Source organism: Microbacterium sp. SYP-A9085, from assembly GCF_009649635.1.
Taxonomy (GTDB): domain Bacteria; phylum Actinomycetota; class Actinomycetes; order Actinomycetales; family Microbacteriaceae; genus Microbacterium.
Map to the genome: position 1 here is coordinate 477,037 of NZ_WJII01000002.1, position 16,544 is coordinate 493,580.

The window sequence follows — 16,544 nt, forward strand, 5'->3', positions numbered from 1 at the left end:
CGGGGCCGCCCGCCGTGGTCACTTGCCGAGCATGCCGTTCCACTTGTCGGTGAACGCCTTCACATCCGCGTCGGAGGTGATCGTGTAGGGCACCCGGATGATCGCGTCCTCACCGGCCTGGCTGACGATCTCCCCGTAGGTGTGGAGACCCTCGGCCTGCTTCACGCTGTCACGGTAGGCGGTCAGGCCTCCTTCGGCGACGGCGTTCTGGCCCTCTTCGGACAAGACGAAGTCGAGGAACAGCTTCGCGGTGGCGGGGTGCGGTCCCTTCGGCGTGATGCCGATGCCGCGACCGAGCACGACGGTGCCGTCCTTCGGGAACACGAACTTGAAGATGCCCTGCGCCTTCGTCTCCTGCGGGAATGCGACCGCGCTGGAGATGAAGAACCCGGCCAGGTACTCGCCCGAGGTGATCTTGTCGATCTGCGTGCCCGAGGAGGTCTCGGGACGCGCCGACGGCAGGATCTTCGCGAGCTGGCTCCAGGCATCCGAGTCGCCGTCGACGAAGCCCTTGGACACCGTGAAGCCGAACGAGCCGCTCACGTCACGCGTGGTGATCTTGTTCTTGAACTTCGCGGGGTCGGCCGAGACGATCTTGGCGAGGTCGGCGATGCTCGTGGGGTTCCCACCGAGCAGCTGCTCGTTGTATGCGAGCCCCACCGGGTCCATCGACAGGGCGTAGACGTTCGGCATCACCTGCGCGAAGTCCGGCAGCTTCGCCAGCTCCGGCGACTTGTAGGCCAGCACCCGGTCCGGCGCGTCGTCGTACTTCGCCCACGCCTGGACGGCGTTCGTGGCGAGGATGTCGGCGGGCGCGTTGCCGGTCGCGGTCTCGCTGAGCTGCTTCTGGAACACCTCGTCGCTGTCGAGGTTGTTCGCGGAGATCTTCGTGACGAACGGGTACTTCTTCTGGAAGTCGCGGAAGATCGGCGCCCAGTTCTCCTGGTCGGTGTTCGAGTAGATCGTCAGCTCGCCGCCCTCCTTCTTGGCGGCGTCGACGATGCTCCCGTAGTCGGACGGGTAGTAGCTGGGCCAGACCCCCTGGGAGATCTTGTTCTCGGGCGCCTTGGGCGCGGCGTCGCCGGCACAGGCGCTGAGCGACACCGCCAGACCTGCCACCGCGACGGAGGCGACCGCGACGGTCGACCAGCGCCGTCGTGCGTGTGAGGAACGCGACAGACGATTCATACTTTGCACTCCTTTGTGATTGCAGAGCCGCGGCAGGACAGCGCCGCGGATGAAGTCACGATATGGTTATAACGAGCAGCCGTCAATCGTCCTCGAGTTTTATCCGGGATTCCGCCTCTTTCGTGCATTTTGCTCACGGCCGCCGAGATTCCGTGGCCCACACTGGATGCTTCGTTATAACGAGCACTGCTCGTATGTTATAACGGAGTCACCCTCTCAACGATCGGCCTTCATGAGCGCACCGACTTCCACCACGCCCGCCCCGCCCGACTACCGGGTGAAGAGCGACTTCGCGTACGACGTGGTGCGGGACCGCATCCTGGCCGGCCGGTACGCGCCCGGCGCCACGTTCAACCAGGCGCACCTGGCACGGGAGCTGGGCATCAGCACCACTCCCCTGCGCGAGGCGCTGCGCAAGCTGCAGACCGAGGGCCTCGTGGAGCTCGGCGCGCATCGCGACGCCGTCGTGACGAGTCTCAGCGTCGAGGAGGCGCACGACCTGCTCGAGATGCGGCTCGCGCTGGACCCGCTCGCGGCGGGCCTCGCCGCGCAGCGGCGCACCCGCGAGGACATCGCGCAGATCCGGGCGGCGTCCGCGATCCGCGCCCTGCCGGGGCACCCCACCGTCGACCAGCTCGTGCGGCACCGCCGGTTCCACCAGGCTATCTACCGGGCATCGCACAACGAGGTGCTGATCACGACGCTGGACGCCCTGTGGGACAAGTCCGACCGGTACCGGCTCGCAGCCCTGCGCCGCGACCGCGCCGACGACGAGCTGGCCCAGAAGGACGCCGAGCACCACGACATGATGATGTGCGTGATCGCCGGCGACGCGGCCGGGGCCAGCGACGTGATGCGCCGCCACATCCAGTCGAGCCTCGGCGTCACCGCCGCACAGCTGCTCAGCGAACGGCCGGACGCCTGATCCGTGAAGGGGACGACATGACGACATCCACCGCAGACCTGTGGGACGAGCGCGGTGACGCGCTGAGCGCGCCGACCACGCAGTTCCGGGACTTCGGCGGCGAGATGCGGTTCGCCGGCCCCGCGCGCACCGTCCGGTGCCGGGAGGACAACGTCCTCGTGGCACGGCTGCTGGAGACCCCCGGCGACGGCGCCGTACTGATCGTGGATGGTGGGGGCTCGCTTGCCTGCGCGCTGATGGGCGACCGGATAGCGGGCCTTGCCGCGGCGAACGGATGGGCCGGAGTGATCATCAACGGCGCGGTGCGCGACAGCGCGGCCCTGGCCGCCCTTCCCATCGGGATCAAGGCGCTCGGCACGAACCCGCGCAAGAGCGGCAAGCAGGGCGCCGGCGAGGTCGACGTCCCCGTCGAGATCGGCGGCGCCCTGATCCGCCCGGGAGCCCTCGTCACCGCCGACGAGGACGGCGTGGTCGTCGAGCACCGGCCATGACCTCCCCCGCACCGCGGGTCGCCCTGGTGGGTGCGGTCGCGGCGGCGGCACCGCCGGCCGAGCGCGCGTTCGCCGAGGTGTTCCCGCAGGCGCAGACGTGGAACCTGCTGGATGACCGCCTCATCACGGACGCCCTGGACGCCGGCGCCGTCACCGGGCCGCTGGCGGCGCGGATGACGGCGCTGATCGACTACGCGATCGGCAACGGCGCCGCCGGGGTGCTCCTCACGTGCTCGATGTACGGTCCGGTCGCGCACGCGGTGGCCGGCCGCGCGGCCGTCCCCGTGCTCGCCGCGGACGACGCCGCTTTCGCGGACGCCGCGTCCGGCGGGTTCGGCCGGGTGGCGCTCGTCGCGTCCCTGCCGCTGCCCCTCGCCGACGCGCGGGAGCGCTTCGACGGGTTCCTTGCCGCACGCGGTGCGCGCGTCGACGTCGTCGACGTGCTTGCCGACCGGGCCGCGGGAACCGCGGATGCCGGCGCGGTGGCCGATGCGCTCGAGGAGGCGCTGCGCGGCATCCCGGTGGACGCGGTGCTGCTCGCCCAGTACTCGATCTCGCCGGCGGCCGCCGCCCTCCAGGACCGGCTCGGCATCCCGGTGCTCGCCGGTCCCGCGCGGGCCGCCGCCCGGATGCGCGCGGCGCTGACCGGGGACGACGGATGATCGGCGCCATCGCCGACGACCTCACCGGCGCGACCGACGTGGCCGCCGCGTTCCAGTCCGCCGGGCTGCGGGTCGGGCTGTTCTTCGGCGGCATCGCCGCGTCGGCGCCGACCGCCGACCTGGACGCGGTCGTGGTCGGGCTGAAGACCCGCACGGTGCCGGCGGCCGACGCGGTGGATGCCTCGCTCGCCGCCGCGCGCGCTCGGCGTTCGCGCGCGGGCTCACCCACGGATCCACCGGCAACATCAGCGCACGGGTGGCGGACAGCGTGCTGGTGACCCCGACCGGGGTGAGCCTGGGCAAGCGCACCCGTCCGCTGTCACCCGCCTAGGCGGAGGCCCTGCACCCGCCGGCCTGACCGGGCGCGCCATACGGCGCCGATATACTCGTCACGTCCGGCATCCGCGGCGCGTCGCGCCGCGTGCCGATGCTCGAAAAAGGGGCACGAAGCCGCCCGGCGCTGTGGCGGGCCAGACACATACGGATTCGCACCGTCCCCGTCTGGAAGGCTCCGTCATGCCCATCGTCTCCGCCCACGTCGCCGCGGCCCTGGCCGCCCACATCGATCACGTGTTCGGGGTGATGGGCAACGGGAACGCGTACTTCCTGGACGCTCTGGTGCGCACGACGCCCGCCGACTACACGGCGGTGCGGCACGAGGCCGGCGCCGTGGTCGCCGCCGACGCGCACTTCCGCGCGTCGGGACGGATAGCGGCCGCCACGGCCACGTACGGGGCCGGGTTCACGAACACGCTGACCGCGCTGGCCGAGGCCGTGCAGGCGCACATCCCGCTCGTGCTCGTGGTCGGCGACGAGCCGACATCCGGACCCCGCCCGTGGGACGTCGACCAGATTGCGATGGCCTCCGCGGTCGGCGCCCGCACGTACACCGTGGGACGGACGGATGCCGTGGCCACCACCGTGATAGCCATCGAGCACGCCCTCGCCTACCGGGTGCCCACCGTGCTCGCGATCCCCTACGACGTCGCGACGCTCGAGGCCGGCCCCGTCCCGCCGATCCCGGTGCCGCAGCCGCGCGCGCCGCTGCAGCCGGCCGGGCCGTTCGCGGCCGCCGCGATCACGGACCTCGCGAAGGCGCTGTCCACCGCACGGCGGCCGTTCCTGCTCGCCGGCCGCGGCGCCTGGCTGGCCGGCGCGGGCGAGGCGCTCGGCGCGCTCGCGTCCCGGGTCGGGGCCGTCACCGCGTCCAGCGCGCTGGGCCGCGGCGTCTTCCCGGACACCCGCTACGACGTGGGCGTGGCCGGCGGGTTCGGCGCCGACGGCGCCATGGCGCTCGCTCGCGAGGCCGACGTCGCCGTCGTGTTCGGGGCGTCCCTGAACCAGTTCACGATGCGGTTCGGCGAGCTTTTCGCGCCGGGCACCCGCGTCGTGCAGGTCGACATCGCCCCCGCCGCGACGCACCCGAACGTGGGCGGCTTCATCCGAGGGGATGCGGCGATCGTCGCCGCAGCCCTCGTGGCCGAGCTGGACGCGCTGGGCGCGACGGGCAGCGGCTGGCGCGAGCAGATCGACGTCGCCGCGGCGCTGGCCCGCGACGCCGGCGGCGAATACGCCGCGGACGGACGACTGGATCCGCGGGCGGTCGCGGTGCGGATCGGGCAGCTGCTGCCGGAGGACCGCGTGGTCGTCTCCGACGGCGGCCATTTTCTCGGCTGGTCGAACATGTACTGGCCGGTCGCCTCCGCGGACCGGATGATCATGGTCGGCACCGCGTTCCAGGCCATCGGGCTCGGCTTCGGATCGGTGGCGGGCGCCGCGCTCGCCCAGCCGGACGCGACGGTCGTGCTCACGACCGGGGACGGCGGCGGGCTGATGGCGGTCGCCGACCTGGAGACCGCGGTCCGGGTCGCCGGCGGCCGCGGCATCGCCGTGGTCTGGAACGACGGCGCGTACGGCGCGGAGGTCAACCTGTACGGGCTGAAGGGCCTGGCCACCGAGCCGATGCTGATCCCCGACGTGAACTTCGCCGGCCTGGCCGACGCGGTGGGCGCCGACGGCGTCGTCGTGCGCAGTCTCGCCGACCTCGACCGGCTCGCCGAGTGGGCGCAGCTGCCGGCCGACGAGCGGCCGTTCCTGCTGCTGGACTGCCGGATCTCGTCAAGCGTGATAGCGCCGTACCAACAGGAGATCATCCGCGTGAACTCCTGAGCGCGCCGACGCCTCAGTCGGCCGGGACGAGGTTCCGGGCGAAGAACGCGGCGAGCTCGTCGGTGGCCGCAAGCGGCAGCACCGCGGCGACGTACTGGTCGGGACGGACCACGACCACGACCCCGTCGCGGGACAGGCCGCGCTCGGCGAAGATGTCCGTTCCGCTGCCGGCGGCGTACACCTTCTCCCAGTTGCGCAGCGCGAGCGCGCCGCACCGGGGACGGAACACCTCGGGCGCGCGAGTCACGTCCACGGCCGCGAAGTCCTGCTGGTAGGTCACCGTGACATCCAGCACCGCGTCCGCGTCCGCGCCGGCGGGCGTGCACCGGACCACCGGCGACTCCGGCGAGGTCGCCATCCACTGCGCCCAGTCGGCCAGCGCGGATGCCTCGCCCTGGCCGGGACGGTCGGCGAACGCGTAGATCCGCCAGCGCCCGTCCGCGAGATGCCGGTGCCCGATGTGCTCGATGTTCCCGTCGCACACCCGCACAGCCTGCGCGGATTTGAACCGCTTGCCGATCGGGAACCCCGTCGCCAGGTCCTGGTGCGACGCGTCGCCGACGATCATCGACGGCGGGTATTGGGTCATGAACCCGGACGGGAACTCGCTCGTGGCGAGGTAGAAGTCCGCCAGCTCCTGCGGGTCGGAGATCTCCTCGGGCTTGCGGGCCATCAGCGCCGACCATTCGCGGTCGAAGTCGATGAGCTGCTGCGCGACAGGCTGCCGCTCCGCGGAGTACGTAGCCAGCAGCGCCTCGGGGCTGCGGCCGGTGAGCACGGAGCCGAGCTTCCAGCCGAGGTTGAAGCCGTCCTGCATCGACACGTTCATGCCCTGCCCGGCCTTGGCGGAGTGCGTGTGGCACGCGTCCCCCATCAGGAACACGTGCGGGGCGTGGTCGGCGTCCACGTCCACGTCGTCGAACTTGTCGGTGACGCGGTGGCCCACTTCGTACACGCTGTGCCATGCGGCCTGGCGGACCTCGATCGTGTACGGGTGCAGGATCTCGTTGGCCTTCTCGACGATCCGCTCCAGCGGGGTGTCGCGGACGCGGTGGTGGTCGTCCTCGGGCACCTCGCCGAGGTCGACGTACACGCGGGACAGGTACCCGCCTTCGCGCGGGATGTGCAGGATGTTGCCGGCCTCGGAGTTGATCGCGCACTTCGTGCGCCAGTCCGGGAAGTCGGTCTCCACCGTGACATCCATCACCCCCCACGCGTGTGCGGCGAACTTGCCGATGTGCTTTCGTCCGATCGCCTCGCGGACCCGGCTGCGGGCGCCGTCGCCGCCGGCGACGTACTTCGCGCGCACCGTGCGCTCCTGCCCTTGGCGGGGACCGGCGACGTAGCGCACGCGCACCTCGACCGGGTGCTCCCCGCCGTGATGGACGGTCAGGTCCACGAACTCGATGCCGTAGTCGGGGGTGATCCGGGCGGGGCCGCGCACGGCGGCCTCGGCGAAGTAGTCCAGCACGCGGGCCTGGTTCACGATCAGGTGCGGGAATTCGCTGATGTCCTGCGCGTAGTCGGCCTGCCGGGTCGTGCGGATGATGTTCTCGGGGTGCTCCGGGTCGGGCGTCCAGTAGTTCATCCACCCGATGTTGTAGGCCTCGGAGACGATGTGCGGGCCGAAGCCGAACGCCTGGAACGTCTCGACGCTGCGGGGCTGGATGCCGTCGGCCTGCCCGAGCACGAGCCGGCCGGAGCGCTGCTCGATCATGCGGGTGACGACGTCGGGGAACTGCGACATCTGCGCGGCCAGGAGCATGCCCGCAGGGCCCGACCCGACGATGAGCACGTCCATCTCGTCGGGGAGCTCGGTCGGGCGGTCGATCCCGGTGCCGGCGGCGGGCAGCACCCGCGGCTCGCCGGACACGTACCCGTTGTGATGGAACTGCATGGACTCTCCTCGGCGTCGAGGGTGTCGCAACGCACCGCAGTGTTCTATATTGGAACGCGACACTCTACTATTGAACAGAATCGTATACGACGTGCGGATGTCGAGCAAGATCCGCGATCGGAGCAGCATGGCCGCGGACCCGCTCAGCCACCCCGTGCAGGGCCTCGCCCCGGCCGGGCGCGCCGTCGCGCCGGCGTCGCAGACGCTCAGCCGCGGCATCCGGATCCTGGAGCTGCTCGGTGACGCCGGCGAGCCGCTCACGATCGACGAGGTCGCCCGCCGGCTGGGGGTGCACCGATCCGTCGGCTACCGGCTGCTGCGCACTCTCGAGGACCACGGACTGGTGTCCCGGACCGACGCGGGGCGGATCGAGCTCGGCGCGCGCCTGGCGGCCCTGGCTGCCGGCGTCGCGCACGACCTGCAGTCTGAGGCGCTGCCGGAACTGACCGCGGTGGCCAACGAGCTCGGCATGACGTGCTTCCTCGTGGTGCTCGACCGTGACGAGTGCGTGACGCTGACCAGTGTCGAGCCGCGGCACGCGGCGGCGTCCGTGGCGCAGCGGCCAGGGTCGCGGCATCCCATCGGCATCGGTGCGCCGGGCAAGGCGGTGCTCAGCCTGCTGCCTCGCGCGCAGTGGCCCGCCACGGTGACCGCGCAGGCCGAGCAGCTGGTGCGCGACGCGGCGGCCCGCGGGTTCATGGTGAGCCATGACGAGGTGATCCCGAGCCTGCACGCGGTGGCGGTGCCGCTGCCGCTGCGCGGCCGCGCCCCGGCGGCGATCGCCGTGGTGTCGCTGGCCAGCGAGCGCCCCGCCGCCGAGCTGGCCGCGCGCCTGCAGCGCGCCGCCACCGCGATCCGCACCGCGCTCGGCGGCTGACCGCGCCGCCCCAGAACCGCGAGGCGCGCGGCCGCCCGGCGGAGTCGGATGCCGGGATCGCCGCCGCGTCAGGCCCTGGCCATGCCGTAGATCTGCCCGCGCGCCTGCTCGGCCTCGTGCTCGGGGCCCAGCGGGATGCCGGTGCGGTCGCGCAGCAGCAGCGTCGCGGCCAGGCCGACCACCGTGATGCCGGCGAGGTACCACGTGATGCCGATGGTCTGGCCGGTCGCCTGGAAGATCGCCTGCGCGATCACCGGCGAGAACGCCCCGCCCAGGATCGCACCGAGCGCGTAGGAGATCGACACGCCGGAGAACCGGATTGAGGCCGGGAACAGCTCCGAGTACAGCGCCGCCTGCGGCCCGTACGTGAAGCCGAGCCCGATCGACAGGATGATCAGCGCGGCTGCCAGCGACCACACCGACCCCACGTTCGTCAGCGGGAACAGCAGGAACACGCCGATCAGCTGCAGGATCCAGCCGATGATGTACGTGTTGCGCCGGCCGATCTTGTCCGAGAACCACCCGGCGAACCACGTGGAGGCCAGCCAGCTGACACCGGACAGCGCGACGACCCAGAACACCGGGCCGGTGGGCAGCTTGATCGGCCCCTCCGGGTCGGTGGCGTAGTGCTGGACGTATCCGCCGGTGGTCATGTACCCGACGGCGTTGTTGCCGGCGAACACGAGCGCCGCGACGATCACGAGCAGCAGGTGGTGACGCAGCAGCCGGACGATCGGCATCCGCGTCTCCTCCTTGCGCTCGGCGATCTCGGTGAACACCGGGCTCTCCGAGACGCGCAGGCGCACCCAGTAGCCGACGCCGATCAGCACTATCGACAGCAGGAACGGCACGCGCCAGCCCCACTGTCCGAACGCGGTGTCCTGGAGGGCGACGTTCGAGCCGGCGGGGACCCCGGGGGCTATCTGCGCCATCAACGCGAGCACCATGGATGCCAGCAGCAGGCCGATCGGCACGCCGATCTGCGGGGACGCCCCGAACAGGCCGCGCTTGCGCTTGGGCGCGTGCTCGACCGCCATGAGCACGGCACCGCCCCACTCGCCACCGGCGGAGATGCCCTGGAGCACCCGCAGCAGGATCAGCAGGATCGGCGCCCACACCCCGATCAGGGCGTGCGTGGGCAGCAGACCCACGAGCGTGGTGGCACCGCCCATCAGCAACAGCGTGATCACAAGCATCGGCCGGCGGCCGATCTTGTCGCCGAAGTGCCCGGCCAGGAACGCACCCAGCGGCCGGAACAGGAAGCTCACGCCGACGCTGAAGAACGCCACTATCTGCGAGAAGTCCTTGCCCATCGGCTCGAAGAACAGCGACGCGAACACCGTCGCGGCCGCGAACGCGTAGATGAAGAAGTCGTACCACTCCACCGTGGTCCCGACGACGGTGGCGAAGACCACGCGGCGGCGGTCGGCCGCGGAGGCGATGGTGCCGGTGGGTGTGAACCCGTCCCCGGCCGCGTCGGGGGAAGGGGTTGCGGTCATGATGTGACTCCTCTGTCAGGGTGACTGAACTCCGCTCGGTGCGCGCATCCGTGCGCCCGACATCGCTCCGGGTCGGACCAACCGTCGTTGCCGAAGTGTCACCGATCATATACGATTTGAGATACAACACAAGGGCGAGGGAGCTCATGAGCACTGACAGCACTCCGTCGGCCGAGTCCGCAGGCGCCGACTCGGTCGATCCGCGTTTCGCCGCGCTGCCGGGCCGCCCGGGCAAGATCATCGCCGTGCACCTGAGCTATGCGTCGCGCGCCGACCAGCGCGGCCGCCGCCCGGCATCCCCCTCCTACTTCTTCAAGCCGTCGAGCTCGGTGGCCGGCACCGGCAGCGCCATCGAGCGCCCTGTCGGCACCGAGCTGCTCGCGTTCGAGGGCGAGATTGCGCTCGTGATCGGCACCGCCGCCCGCCGCGTCGGCATCGAGTCCGCGTGGGACCACGTCGGCTGGGTGACCGCGGCCAACGACTTCGGCCTGTACGACCTGCGCGCCAACGACAAGGGCTCCAATGTGCGGTCCAAGGGCGGCGACGGCTACACGCCCCTCGGCGCCCGGCTCATCGACGCGCGCACCGTCGACCCCGCCGCGCTGCGCCTGCGCACGTGGGTGAACGGCGCACTCGTCCAGGACGACACGACCGCGGGGCTGCTGTTCCCGCTCGCGCAGTTCGTCGCCGACCTCTCCCAGCACTTCACGCTGGAGCCGGGCGACGTGATCCTCACCGGCACCCCCGCGGGCTCGTCGGTCGTGGTCCCCGGAGACGTCGTCGAGGTCGAGGTGGATGCCCCGGATGCCGCGGGCGCGCCCAGTTCCGGACACCTCGTCACGCATGTGGTCCAGGCCGCGCACGGGTTCGACGCCGCTATCGGCTCGCTGCCGACCGCCGACGACACGCAGCGCGAGGACGCGTGGGGCTCGCGGGAGGCCGCGGGCCTGGGCGCCCCCGCTCCCCTGCTCACCGCCGAACTGCGCGACAAGCTCGCCCGCACGCCGGTCGCCGGCCTGTCCGCTCAGCTGCGCAAACGCGGCCTGAACAGCGTCGCGATCGACGGCCTGACGCCTATGCATCCCGACGCGAAGCTCGTCGGCACCGCGAAGACGCTGCGGTTCGTGCCCGGCCGGGAAGACCTCTTCGCCGCGCACGGCGGCGGTTACAACCCGCAGAAGCGGGCATTCGACGCGGTCGGCGCGGGTGAGGTCGTCGTGATCGAGGCGCGCGGAGATGCGGGCGCCGGCACGCTCGGCGACATCCTCGCGATCCGTGCGCACGCCGCCGGCGCCGCGGGGATCGTCACCGACGGCGCCGTGCGCGACTACGACGCCGTCGCCGAGGTCGGCATCCCGGTGTTCTCCAAGGGCGCGCACCCCGCGGTGCTCGGCCGCCGGCACGTCGCGTGGGACTACGACCTGACGATCGCGTGCGGCGGCGCGACAGTGCAGCCGGGGGATGTCATCGTCGGCGACCGCGACGGCGTCATCGTCATCCCGCCCGCCCTCGTCGAAGAGGTCGTGGATGCCGCGCTGGCCCAGGAGGACGAGGACGGCTGGATTGCCGCGAAGGTCGCCGACGGCCACCGCCTGGACGGGCTGTTCCCGATGAACCCGCAGTGGCGCGAGCAGTACGACGCCGGGCGCGCCGAGGACGGACGATGAGCCAGACGCTGACGGCGAGCAAGTCCGAGCGCGCGTACCAGCACCTCCATGACCGGATAGTGCACCACGAGTACACGCCCGGCTACCGGCTCGTCCTCGGCACTATCGCCGAGGAGCTGGGCATGAGCGTCGTGCCGGTGCGCGAGGCGATCCGGCGGCTCGAGGCCGAGGGCTACGTGACGTTCGAGCGCAATGTGGGTGCGCGCGTCGCGGTCGCCGACGAGACCGAGTACGTGTTCACGATGCAGACGCTGAGCCTTGTCGAAGGCGCCGCGATAGCGATGGCCGCGCCGCTGCTGACCGCCGAGGAGCTCGCGCACGCCCGCCGCATCAACAACCAGATGCGCCAGCTGCTGGAACACTTCGACCCCCACGAGTTCACCCGCCTGAACCAGCGGTTCCACACGATCCTGTTCGAGCGCTGCCCGAACCCGCATGTGCTCGACCTCGTGCACCGCGGATGGCGGCGCCTGCCCGGCGTGCGCGATTCGACGTTCACGTTCATCCCCGAACGCGCCGGCCACTCGGTCGACGAGCACGACGCGCTGCTGGCCCTCATCGAGGGCGGCGGCGAGCCGCTGCAGATCGAGCTGGCCGCGCGCAATCACCGGCTGCGGACCCTGGACCAGTTCCTCGCCGCCCGCCACCCCGATCTCTCAGCACCGACGGAGGACCAATGACCGATCCCACCCTCGCGATGCGGCACGTCCCGGCCGACCTGCCCACGCGCATCCAGCACTACATCGGCGGCGAGTTCGTCGACTCCCTCGACGGCGACACGTTCGACGTCCTCGAACCGGTCTCCAACGAGGTCTACCTGCAGGCGGCCTCCGGCAAGAAGGCCGACATCGACCGTGCCGTCGCCGCGGCGAAGAAGGCGTTCGACGAGGGCCCGTGGCCCCGGATGCTGCCGCGCGAGCGCTCCCGCGTGCTGCACCGGATCGCCGACATCGTCGAGTCGCGGGACGCGCGGCTGGCCGAGCTCGAGTCATTCGACTCGGGCTTGCCGATCACCCAGGCGCTCGGGCAGGCGCGCCGCGCCGCGGAGAACTTCCGGTTCTTCGCCGACCTCATCGTGGCGCAGGCCGACGACACGTTCAAGGTGCCGGGCCGCCAGATCAACTACGTCAACCGCAAGCCGATCGGCGTGGCGGGCCTGATCACGCCGTGGAACACGCCGTTCATGCTCGAGTCGTGGAAGCTCGGCCCGGCGCTGGCCACCGGCAACACGGTCGTCCTCAAGCCCGCGGAGTTCACGCCGCTGTCCGCGTCGCTGTGGCCGGGCATCTTCGAGGAGGCCGGCCTGCCCGAAGGCGTCTTCAACCTCGTCAACGGGTTCGGCGAGGAGGGCTTCGCGGGCGACTCGCTCGTCAAGCACCCCGACGTCCCGCTCATCTCGTTCACCGGCGAGAGCCGCACCGGCCAGATCATCTTCGCGAACGCCGCGCCGTTCCTGAAGGGGCTGTCGATGGAGCTCGGGGGCAAGTCCCCCGCCGTCGTGTTCGCGGACGCCGACCTGGATGCCGCTGTCGACGCGACGATCTTCGGCGTGTTCTCGCTGAACGGCGAGCGCTGCACGGCCGGCAGCCGCATCCTCGTGGAGCGCGCCGTGTACGACGAGTTCGTCGAGCGGTACGCCGCGCAGGCCACGCGGGTGAAGGTCGGCTACCCGCACGACCCGGACACCGAGGTCGGGGCGCTCGTGCACCCCGAGCACTACGACAAGGTGATGAGCTACGTCGAGATCGGCAAGCAGGAGGCGCGGCTGGTCGCCGGCGGCGGCCGGCCCAAGGGCTTCCCGGAGGGAAACTTCGTGGCCCCCACCGTGTTCGCCGACGTGAAGCCGGACGCGCGGATCTTCCAGGAGGAGATCTTCGGCCCGGTGGTGGCGATCACCCCGTTCGACACCGACGAGGAGGCCCTCGCGCTGGCGAACGGCGTGAAGTACGGCCTGGCCGCGTACATCTGGACGAACGACCTGAAGCGCGCACACAACTTCGCGCAGGCGGTCGAGGCCGGCATGGTGTGGCTGAACTCGAACAACGTGCGCGACCTGCGCACCCCGTTCGGCGGAGTGAAGGCCTCCGGCCTCGGTCACGAGGGCGGCTACCGCTCGATCGACTTCTACACCGACCAGCAGGCCGTGCACATCACGCTCGGCAAGGTCCACAACCCCACGTTCGGCACGCAGGACCACCACACCGAGGTCGACCTGGACGACCCGGACCCCCGCTGAACCCCACACGCAAGGACGCTGACATGACCGACCGCAAAGACATGACCCTCACCTCCTCCGGCTTCTACGTGTCGCAGGAGGCGCCGATCAGCTGCGAGAACCCCACTCCCACCCCGACCGTGCCGGCCCCCGACATCCTGCGCTGTGCGTACATGGAGCTCGTGGTGACCGACCTGAAGCGCTCGCGCGACTTCTACGTCGACGTGCTGGGCCTGACCGTGACCGAAGAGGACGACGAGGCGGTCTACCTGCGCACGCTCGAGGAGTTCATCCACCACAACCTCGTGCTGCGCCAGGGCCCGGTCGCCGCCGTCGCGGTGTTCGGCTTCCGGGTGCGCACGCCGGAGGACCTGGACCGCGCGGTCGCGTTCTACGAGGAGCTCGGATGCCGCGTCGAGCGGCGGGCCACCGGCTTCACGAAGGGCATCGGCGACTCCGTGCGGGTCACCGATCCGCTCGGGTTCCCGTACGAGTTCTTCCACGACGTGGAGCACGTCGAGCGGCTCGCCTGGCGCTACGACCTGTACACGCCCGGGGCGCTCGTGCGCCTCGACCACTTCAACCAGGTCACCCCGGACGTGCCGCGCGCCACGAAGTTCATGCAGGACCTCGGCTTCCGCGTCACCGAGGACATCCAGGACGAAGACGGGACCGTGTACGCGTCGTGGATGCGCCGCAAGCCCACCGTGCACGACACCGCGATGACCGGCGGCGACGGCCCCCGCATGCACCACATAGCGTTCTCCACGCACGAGAAGCACAACATCCTCTCCATCTGCGACAAGCTCGGCGCCCTCCGCATGTCCGACAACATCGAGCGGGGGCCCGGGCGGCACGGCGTCTCGAATGCGTTCTACCTGTACCTGCGCGACCCGGACGGGCACCGCGTGGAGATCTACTCGCAGGACTACTACACCGGCGACCCGGACAATCCCGTGGTGACATGGGACGTGCACGACAACCAGCGCCGCGACTTCTGGGGCAACCCGGTCGTCCCCAGCTGGTACCGGGATGCCTCGCTCGTGCTGGACCTGGACGGCAACCCGCAGCCGGTGACGAAGCGCGAGCAGGCCAGCGAGCTCGAGGCCACGATCGGCGCCGACGGCTTCTCGTACACGCGCTCTGCGGACGAGGGCGGCATGCCGGAGTGGAAGCTCGGCGAGTACAAGCTCGGCCACCAGCTGTAGGCCGCGGGCCGCGGCGGATGCCGTCCCGCGACGTGTCGCAGAAGCTGCGGGTTGCCACCCGCGCAGCCCGCATCTTCTGCGACACTCCCCAGTAGGCGTCGCAGTTCGCGCGGGATGGCGACGCTCCACCCGCACTTTCTGAGACACGTGCGACGACAGGAAAGAGGCAGGATGCTGGACCCCGACACGATCGCGCAGCTCGCCGGCGAGCTCGCCGAGGCCGACCGCACCCGCAGCGTGATCCCGCGGATCACCGCGCGGTACCCGGACGCCACGATCGAGGACTCGTACGCGATCCAGGGCGTGTGGCGCGACGCGAACCTCGCCGCGGGCCGGCGCCTCGTGGGCCGCAAGATAGGCCTGACGTCGAAGGCCATGCAGCAGGCGACCGGGATCAGCGAGCCCGACTACGGCGTGATGTTCGACGACACCGTGTACGAGAACGGGGCGACGATCCCGTTCGACAGCTTCTCGAACGTGCGCATCGAGGTCGAACTCGCTTTCGTCCTGAACCGGCCACTGGAAGGCCCGCACTGCACGCTGTTCGACGTGCTGCGCGCGACCGAGTATGTGACCCCGGCGCTGGAGGTGCTCAACTCGCACATCGAGCTGGAGGGCCGCACGATCGTCGACACGATCAGCGACAACGCGGCATACGGCGGGATGGTCCTCGGCGGCGTGCCGATGCGCCCGGACCAGGTCGACCTGCGGTGGGTCGCGGCGATGCTGTACCGCAACGAGACGATCGAGGAGACCGGGGTCGCCGCCGGCGTCCTGAACCACCCGGCGACCGGTGTGGCCTGGCTCGCGAACAAGCTCCACCAGCACGGCGCGCGGCTCGAGGCCGGCGAGATCATCCTGGCCGGGTCCTTCACCCGGCCGGCGTGGATCTCCCGCGGCGACAGCGTGCTGTGCGACTACGGACCGATGGGAACCATCACATGTCGCTTCGCCTGACCCCGACCTTCCGCGACCGGCTCGCCGCGGCATCCCGCCCCCTGATCGGGATGTGGGCGTGCACCGGCAGCCCGGTGATGGCCGAGATCGACGCCGGGTCGGGCCTCGACTGGCTGCTGATCGACATGGAGCACTCCGCGAACTCGCTGCAGTCCGTGCTCGTGCAGCTGCAGGTGGTCGCCGCGTATCCGATCACGCCGCTCGTGCGGGTGCGCTGGGGGGACCTCGTCGAGATCAAGCAGGTGCTGGACCTCGGCGCGCAGAACCTTCTCGTGCCGATGGTGTCCTCGGCCGACGAGGCGCGGGCCGCCGTGGCGGCCACGCGATACCCGCCGGCGGGCGTGCGCGGCGTCGGCAGTGCCCTCGCGCGCAGCGCCCGCTGGAACCGCGTCGACGGCTACCTCGGCGACGGCGCGTCGCACGTGTCGCTCACGGTGCAGGTCGAGACGGCGGCGGCCGTCGAGCACGCGGCCGAGATCGCCGCGGTCGACGGCATCGACGCGGTGTTCGTGGGGCCCTCGGACCTCGCGGCGTCGATGGGGCACCTCGGCGCCCAGAGCCATCCGGAGGTGACCGCTGCCGTGCACCGCACGTTCGCGGCGGTCAAGGCCGCCGGCAAGCCGGTGGGCGTGAACGCGTTCGACCCGGCCGTCGCACAGGGCTACATCGAGGCGGGCGCGGACTTCGTCGCGGTCGGCGCCGACGTGGCGATGCTCGCTCGCGCGTCCGAGGCCCTGGCCGCGCGGTTCATCCCGGAGTCCGACCGCGCGCAGCGCGACTCGTACTGAC

At 71.2% G+C, this 16,544-nt stretch carries 16 protein-coding genes; 13 read left to right on the plus strand and 3 right to left on the minus strand.

Translation table 11 applies throughout. The features are described from left to right. Window positions 1-18 precede the first annotated feature (18 nt). Entirely contained in the window at window positions 19-1,188 is a 1,170-nt protein-coding gene (locus GH740_RS06925; RefSeq protein WP_153745335.1) for an ABC transporter substrate-binding protein, read from the minus strand. A gap of 232 nt (window positions 1,189-1,420) precedes the next feature. Here GH740_RS06925 and GH740_RS06930 point away from each other — a divergent pair, with 232 nt between their 5' ends. The 6 genes from GH740_RS06930 (at window position 1,421) to GH740_RS06955 (ending at window position 5,435) form a co-directional block, all read left to right on the plus strand. Continuing rightward, the gene (locus GH740_RS06930; protein ID WP_153745336.1) at window positions 1,421-2,113 is read left to right on the plus strand and encodes a GntR family transcriptional regulator; all 693 of its coding nucleotides are present in this window, start codon (window positions 1,421-1,423) and stop codon (window positions 2,111-2,113) included. A 17-nt stretch (window positions 2,114-2,130) separates the two neighbouring features. Then, window positions 2,131-2,604, plus strand: coding sequence for a ribonuclease E activity regulator RraA (gene rraA, locus GH740_RS06935; RefSeq protein ID WP_153745337.1), 474 nt, complete (start codon window positions 2,131-2,133; stop codon window positions 2,602-2,604). After that, entirely contained in the window at window positions 2,601-3,266 is a 666-nt protein-coding gene (locus tag GH740_RS06940) for an aspartate/glutamate racemase family protein (protein WP_153745338.1), read from the plus strand. Before rraA ends, GH740_RS06940 begins: the two co-directional genes overlap by 4 nt. Next, entirely contained in the window at window positions 3,263-3,544 is a 282-nt protein-coding gene (locus tag GH740_RS14070) for a four-carbon acid sugar kinase family protein (protein WP_153745339.1), read from the plus strand. The genes GH740_RS06940 and GH740_RS14070 overlap by 4 nt, the downstream gene beginning before the upstream one ends. Continuing rightward, on the plus strand, window positions 3,511-3,597 hold the full coding sequence (locus GH740_RS13945; RefSeq protein WP_367641054.1) for a hypothetical protein: 87 nt from the start codon (window positions 3,511-3,513) through the stop codon (window positions 3,595-3,597). The genes GH740_RS14070 and GH740_RS13945 overlap by 34 nt, the downstream gene beginning before the upstream one ends. Before the next feature lie 185 nt (window positions 3,598-3,782). Then, complete coding sequence (locus GH740_RS06955; RefSeq protein ID WP_153745340.1) at window positions 3,783-5,435, plus strand: thiamine pyrophosphate-binding protein; 1,653 nt, start codon at window positions 3,783-3,785, stop codon at window positions 5,433-5,435. A 13-nt stretch (window positions 5,436-5,448) separates the two neighbouring features. On the opposite strand, the gene GH740_RS06960 is transcribed toward GH740_RS06955, so the two are convergent. After that, window positions 5,449-7,332, minus strand: a complete 1,884-nt coding sequence (locus tag GH740_RS06960; protein ID WP_153745341.1) for an FAD-dependent monooxygenase — start codon at window positions 7,330-7,332, stop codon at window positions 5,449-5,451. Between the two features lie 127 nt (window positions 7,333-7,459). Here GH740_RS06960 and GH740_RS06965 point away from each other — a divergent pair, with 127 nt between their 5' ends. Continuing rightward, the gene (locus GH740_RS06965) at window positions 7,460-8,209 is read left to right on the plus strand and encodes an IclR family transcriptional regulator (RefSeq protein WP_153745538.1); all 750 of its coding nucleotides are present in this window, start codon (window positions 7,460-7,462) and stop codon (window positions 8,207-8,209) included. Window positions 8,210-8,277: 68 nt separating this feature from the next. Here GH740_RS06965 and GH740_RS06970 read toward each other — a convergent pair whose 3' ends face one another. Next, entirely contained in the window at window positions 8,278-9,708 is a 1,431-nt protein-coding gene (locus GH740_RS06970) for an MFS transporter (protein ID WP_153745342.1), read from the minus strand. A gap of 146 nt (window positions 9,709-9,854) precedes the next feature. Here GH740_RS06970 and GH740_RS06975 point away from each other — a divergent pair, with 146 nt between their 5' ends. The 6 genes from GH740_RS06975 to GH740_RS07000 all read left to right on the plus strand — a co-directional run bounded on the left by GH740_RS06975 (window position 9,855) and on the right by GH740_RS07000 (window position 16,543). Further along, entirely contained in the window at window positions 9,855-11,375 is a 1,521-nt protein-coding gene (locus GH740_RS06975) for a fumarylacetoacetate hydrolase family protein (protein WP_153745343.1), read from the plus strand. Further along, complete coding sequence (locus GH740_RS06980) at window positions 11,372-12,055, plus strand: GntR family transcriptional regulator (protein ID WP_153745344.1); 684 nt, start codon at window positions 11,372-11,374, stop codon at window positions 12,053-12,055. The genes GH740_RS06975 and GH740_RS06980 overlap by 4 nt, the downstream gene beginning before the upstream one ends. After that, window positions 12,052-13,611: a 5-carboxymethyl-2-hydroxymuconate semialdehyde dehydrogenase gene (gene hpaE, locus GH740_RS06985; RefSeq protein ID WP_153745345.1), complete on the plus strand. Its 1,560-nt coding sequence runs from the start codon at window positions 12,052-12,054 to the stop codon at window positions 13,609-13,611. The genes GH740_RS06980 and hpaE overlap by 4 nt, the downstream gene beginning before the upstream one ends. Window positions 13,612-13,634: 23 nt before the next feature. Further along, window positions 13,635-14,798 carry a 3,4-dihydroxyphenylacetate 2,3-dioxygenase gene (gene hpaD, locus GH740_RS06990; RefSeq protein ID WP_153745346.1) on the plus strand — a complete coding sequence of 388 codons (1,164 nt, stop codon included), beginning with the start codon at window positions 13,635-13,637 and terminating at the stop codon, window positions 14,796-14,798. Window positions 14,799-14,969: 171 nt separating this feature from the next. Then, the gene (hpaH, locus tag GH740_RS06995; RefSeq protein ID WP_153745347.1) at window positions 14,970-15,755 is read left to right on the plus strand and encodes a 2-oxo-hept-4-ene-1,7-dioate hydratase; all 786 of its coding nucleotides are present in this window, start codon (window positions 14,970-14,972) and stop codon (window positions 15,753-15,755) included. After that, complete coding sequence (locus tag GH740_RS07000; RefSeq protein ID WP_153745348.1) at window positions 15,740-16,543, plus strand: HpcH/HpaI aldolase/citrate lyase family protein; 804 nt, start codon at window positions 15,740-15,742, stop codon at window positions 16,541-16,543. Before hpaH ends, GH740_RS07000 begins: the two co-directional genes overlap by 16 nt. Window position 16,544: the final 1 nt, after the last annotated feature.

Excerpts from the sequence above, each read along its gene's own strand:
- GH740_RS07000 (WP_153745348.1), top strand. The coding sequence starts at position 15,740 with ATGTCGCTTCGCCTGACCCCGACCTTCCGCGACCGGCTCGCCGCGGCA.
- GH740_RS06940 (WP_153745338.1), top strand. The coding sequence starts at position 2,601 with ATGACCTCCCCCGCACCGCGGGTCGCCCTGGTGGGTGCGGTCGCGGCG.
- hpaH (WP_153745347.1), top strand. The coding sequence starts at position 14,970 with ATGCTGGACCCCGACACGATCGCGCAGCTCGCCGGCGAGCTCGCCGAG.
- hpaE (WP_153745345.1), top strand. The coding sequence starts at position 12,052 with ATGACCGATCCCACCCTCGCGATGCGGCACGTCCCGGCCGACCTGCCC.
- GH740_RS06980 (WP_153745344.1), top strand. The coding sequence starts at position 11,372 with ATGAGCCAGACGCTGACGGCGAGCAAGTCCGAGCGCGCGTACCAGCAC.
- GH740_RS06975 (WP_153745343.1), top strand. The coding sequence starts at position 9,855 with ATGAGCACTGACAGCACTCCGTCGGCCGAGTCCGCAGGCGCCGACTCG.
- GH740_RS14070 (WP_153745339.1), top strand. The coding sequence starts at position 3,263 with ATGATCGGCGCCATCGCCGACGACCTCACCGGCGCGACCGACGTGGCC.
- GH740_RS06955 (WP_153745340.1), top strand. The coding sequence starts at position 3,783 with ATGCCCATCGTCTCCGCCCACGTCGCCGCGGCCCTGGCCGCCCACATC.
- GH740_RS06930 (WP_153745336.1), top strand. The coding sequence starts at position 1,421 with ATGAGCGCACCGACTTCCACCACGCCCGCCCCGCCCGACTACCGGGTG.
- GH740_RS06970 (WP_153745342.1), bottom strand. The coding sequence starts at position 9,708 with ATGACCGCAACCCCTTCCCCCGACGCGGCCGGGGACGGGTTCACACCC.
- rraA (WP_153745337.1), top strand. The coding sequence starts at position 2,131 with ATGACGACATCCACCGCAGACCTGTGGGACGAGCGCGGTGACGCGCTG.
- GH740_RS06925 (WP_153745335.1), bottom strand. The coding sequence starts at position 1,188 with ATGAATCGTCTGTCGCGTTCCTCACACGCACGACGGCGCTGGTCGACC.
- GH740_RS06960 (WP_153745341.1), bottom strand. The coding sequence starts at position 7,332 with ATGCAGTTCCATCACAACGGGTACGTGTCCGGCGAGCCGCGGGTGCTG.
- hpaD (WP_153745346.1), top strand. The coding sequence starts at position 13,635 with ATGACCGACCGCAAAGACATGACCCTCACCTCCTCCGGCTTCTACGTG.
- GH740_RS06965 (WP_153745538.1), top strand. The coding sequence starts at position 7,460 with ATGGCCGCGGACCCGCTCAGCCACCCCGTGCAGGGCCTCGCCCCGGCC.